A 3,829-nucleotide genomic window follows, 5' to 3' on the forward strand; every position below is an offset into this window, starting at 1 on the left:
GCGCCCCCATGCCCACGACCGTCCCCGGCCCGCCGGGCGGCCACGCGGGCGACCCCGAGGCGGCGGACACCGAGCCGCCCGCCCCGACCGACCCCTGAACAAGCCCCCGACACCACACGTGCCCCACCGTCGGCCCCGTCCGACCGCACCACCCCCGAGGGAGCGACCGACATGCCGAAAGCCCCCACCGAACTCGCCGACGAGGTCCGCGAGCAGGTCAAGGACAAGAAGTCGTACCTGGGCGTCATCGACCGCCTGAACAAGGCGTCGGTGGAGAAGCACTGGGAGGCCTACGCCGACATCCCGTGGGACGACCCCGAGTTCACGGTCGACAAGAACGACCCGCGCTGGGTGCTGCCGCCGTTCGACCGGCTCGGCGAGACGGCCTGGTACCAGGCGCAGCCGCCCGAGATCCAGGCGCAGATCGGGCTGTGGCGCGTCGCCACCGCGATGAAGATCGGCCTGCAGTTCGAGAACCTGCTGAAGCGGGGACTGCTCAACTACGCCTACCGCCTGCCGAACGGCCGGCCGGAGTTCCGGTACGTCTACCACGAGACGACCGAGGAATGTCACCACGGGATGATGTTCCAGGAGTTCGTGAACCGGACGAAGATGCCGATCCGCGGCATGCCGCGCTCGCTCAGCCTCATCGCGCAGGCCGCGCCATGGATCCCGCTGGTCAGCACCGAGATGTTCTTCGTGTTCGTGCTCGGTGGCGAGGACCCGATCGACTACGTCCAGCGCAAGTCCCTCAAGGGCGGGCACATCAAGCACCCGCTCGAGGAGACCATCATGAAGATCCACATCGCCGAGGAGGCCCGGCACATCTCGTTCGCCCGGCACTACCTCAGGCACCGGGTGCCGAACATGCATCCGATGCGCCGCAGGATCCTCGGCCTCGCGACCCCGGTCGTCCTCGGCGTGATGGCACGGATAATGCTGTCCCCGCCCGGGCCGATGGTGCGGCACTTCGACATCCCTAAGGACGTCGTCCGGCAGGCGTACAAGAACGAGGCGGCACAGGCGGAGATCTCCAACTCGGTCGGCAAGATCCGCGACCTGATGGCCGAGCTCGGCGTGATCGGCCCGGTCGGCAGGCAGCTCTGGAAGGCGCTGGGCATCTGGGACGAGCCGAAGCAGCGCCGCACCGTCGAAACGTCCAGGGCCTGAACCGGTTTTTGTTGGCGGACCGTCTAACGGAACAGTCCACGGGCCCGTAGATTCCCCGTCCAGTGTCATTCGACAGCCAATCCAGTAATCGAGCGGAGCGCGCAATGAGCATCGCGATCGTGACCGGAGGCGCATCCGGCATCGGCCGTGCGATCGCCACGTCCCTGGTGGCGCGCGGCGACACCGTCGTGGTCACCGACATCGACACGGAGGGCGCGGGGCGGGTCGCCGACAAGCTCAACACCCTCGGGACGGGGCAGGCGGCCTCCGCTCGCCTGGACGTCACCGACGCCGACGCCGTCAACGACCTGTACAAGGGCGTGAAGGGCGACCACGGGCGGCTCGACCTCGTGTTCAACAACGCCGGCATCGCGATCGGCGGCCTGGCCGAGGAACTGACCCTCGACCACTGGAACCGCGCGATCGACATCAATCTCAAGGGCGTCGTGCACGGCGTCCACGCCGCGTACCCGATCATGCTGGAGCAGGGCGGCGGCCACATCGTCAACACCGCCTCGCTCGCCGGTCTCGTCCCGATGCCGATCGGGATCCCCTACACCGCGACGAAGCACGCCGTCGTCGGCCTGTCCCTCGGCCTGCGCGCCGAGGCCGCCGGACGCGGGGTCAAGGTCAGCGTCGTGTGCCCGAGCTTCGTGGACACCCCGCTGCTCCACAACGTCAACCCCGGTTTGCCGGAGACGGCGCTGAGCGGCGACGCCACCGGCGACATCGCCAAGGCGGCCCCCGGCCTCTACACGACGCAGAAACTCGCGCGCGACATCATGCGCGGCATCGCCAGGAACCAGGCCCTCATCGTCGCGCCCGCCTACGGGCGCGCGGCCTGGCGCGGCGTCCGCCTCAACCCGGGCCTGGCCGTGCGGGCCGCGCAGATCGCCGTGGACCGGGTCCGCGGCGGCAAGAACTGAGCCGCGGCCGGGCGGCGGTCAGCGCGGGTTGTAGCAGGGCTCCCGCAGCCGGTGGCCCTTGGCCGTCCGCCCGGCGAAGAAGTCGGTGGTCACCTTCATGCCGGTGAACTGCCGCTCGTCGGGACGGGCCACGATCGACTCGCGGTAGGCCGCCGCGTCCGGGTCTCCGGAGAAGTCGCCCGCGTACGCCGGCAGCATGCCCTCGTAGTCGACCCTGGTGATCTCGCCGAGCGCCTCGTACACCCCTTGGCGGGTCAGGTCGCCGCGCTCCGCCGCCTCCTCCAGCACGGCCTTGAGCGCGTACGACATGATCCAGCCGCTGGCGTAGGCGTTGTTGGGGTCCACATGGCCGAACGTCTCGGCGAGCGCCCGCCGCATCGCGGTGTGCCCCGGCGAGTCGGACGCGTACGGCTTCCACGGGGCGACGTACCAGAACCGTTCCTTCATCACCGGGAACGACGGCGACTTCAGCATCTCCTTGCCCCAGGTCGGGTTGTTGCCCATGAACCGTCCCTCGAACCCGCCCTCGACCGCCTTGGTGACGATGGTCGCGGCCTCGACCGCACCGGTGGTCAGCAGCACCACGTCGGGGTCGCGCTCCAGCACGGCTTCGATCGCCGTCTCCTGCGCCTCCGCACCCTGCAAGGTCGAGACCTGCGAGTACGGGATGCCGCGGTTCCCGGCGGCCGTCTTCGCGCCGGACGCCGCGTCCTCGCCGTAGTCCCCGGGGAAGTGGATCGCCATCGCGCTCTTCGCTCCGAGGTTGTCGACGGCGTAGTCGATGGCGTTCATCGCCTCGAAGCAGTACGACGCCCCCGCCTCCAGGACGACCTCCTCGAACTCCCATTTGGACGGGTAGGAGCCGGGTACCGCGATCGTCCTGCTTGACCGCAGGTCGTCCAGGATCGCCTCGGTGGTCGGCGACCCCAGGCTCTGCGCCAGGGCCAGCACCTTGTCCTTCATCTCCAGGTACGCGCGGCGGTGCGTGGCCGGGTCGTACTCGTTGTCGCGGACGTGGGTGCGGACGTCGATGTCGTACCCGCCGATGCCCCCCTGCCGGTTGACCCGGTCCCAGAAGGCCTGCTGCGCCCGGGTCACCGGGACGCCCAAGATCTTGAACGTGCTGCTGAGGTCGGAGATGATCCCCAGGTAGATGCAGCCGTGCCCGTCGTTCACGGGCTTGGGGCAGGGCGCCTCCGTGACGCCCGGGGCCCCCGCGGCGGGACGCTCGTCGCCCGGGCCGCCGCAGCCCGCCGCGGCCACCGCCAGCAGCACGGCCGCGGCCAGGAGTGCCTTGCCCCGCGCCCGGTACGGGCGCGGCCGGTCAGAGCGCACGGAGACCATTGATCACTTCCCTGAGGATGCTCACGTCGGGCCTGCCCGACCTGGCGGCCGGGGTCAGCACCTCGACCAGGCCGCGTTCCAGCAGATCGCCCAGCAGCACCCGGACCACCCCCACCGGCAGCGCCAGGTCCGCCACGAGATCGGCCACCGACCGCGGGCTCAGGCAGGACTCCAGGATCCGCTCGTCCTCGGGCCCGAGGAGGGACGCGGCCGTCACCGGGACCTCGGCCGTCACCACCACCGTGATCAGGTCGAGTCCACCGCCGCGCTGCCGGGTGCGGCCCCGCGCCACCGCGAACGGCCGGACGACCGGACCCGCGTCCTCGTCGACCCAGAGGTCCTCGGCGTCACCGGAGGGCATCACGCATCACCGGTCCCCCGCCCCACCC

At 70.5% G+C, this 3,829-nt stretch carries 4 protein-coding genes; 2 read left to right on the top strand and 2 right to left on the bottom strand.

What is annotated here, in order from left to right; all coding sequences use genetic code 11:
- The first annotated feature begins 171 nt into the window (after nucleotides 1–171).
- Both E1281_RS38310 and E1281_RS38315 read left to right on the top strand, forming a co-directional pair.
- Nucleotides 172–1,170 (top strand): diiron oxygenase, encoded by a 999-nt coding sequence (locus tag E1281_RS38310; RefSeq protein ID WP_131884597.1) that lies wholly within the window; start codon nucleotides 172–174, stop codon nucleotides 1,168–1,170.
- Between the two features lie 104 nt (nucleotides 1,171–1,274).
- Nucleotides 1,275–2,096 (top strand): SDR family oxidoreductase, encoded by an 822-nt coding sequence (locus tag E1281_RS38315; RefSeq protein ID WP_131884598.1) that lies wholly within the window; start codon nucleotides 1,275–1,277, stop codon nucleotides 2,094–2,096.
- An 18-nt stretch (nucleotides 2,097–2,114) separates the two neighbouring features.
- Here E1281_RS38315 and E1281_RS38320 read toward each other — a convergent pair whose 3' ends face one another.
- Both E1281_RS38320 and E1281_RS38325 read right to left on the bottom strand, forming a co-directional pair.
- Entirely contained in the window at nucleotides 2,115–3,440 is a 1,326-nt protein-coding gene (locus tag E1281_RS38320) for an ABC transporter substrate-binding protein (protein WP_131884599.1), read from the bottom strand.
- Complete coding sequence (locus E1281_RS38325) at nucleotides 3,421–3,801, bottom strand: DUF742 domain-containing protein (RefSeq protein WP_131884600.1); 381 nt, start codon at nucleotides 3,799–3,801, stop codon at nucleotides 3,421–3,423. The genes E1281_RS38320 and E1281_RS38325 overlap by 20 nt, the downstream gene beginning before the upstream one ends.
- Nucleotides 3,802–3,829: the final 28 nt, after the last annotated feature.

The sequence above is a fragment of the Actinomadura sp. KC345 genome (genome assembly GCF_004348515.1).
Taxonomy (GTDB): domain Bacteria; phylum Actinomycetota; class Actinomycetes; order Streptosporangiales; family Streptosporangiaceae; genus Spirillospora.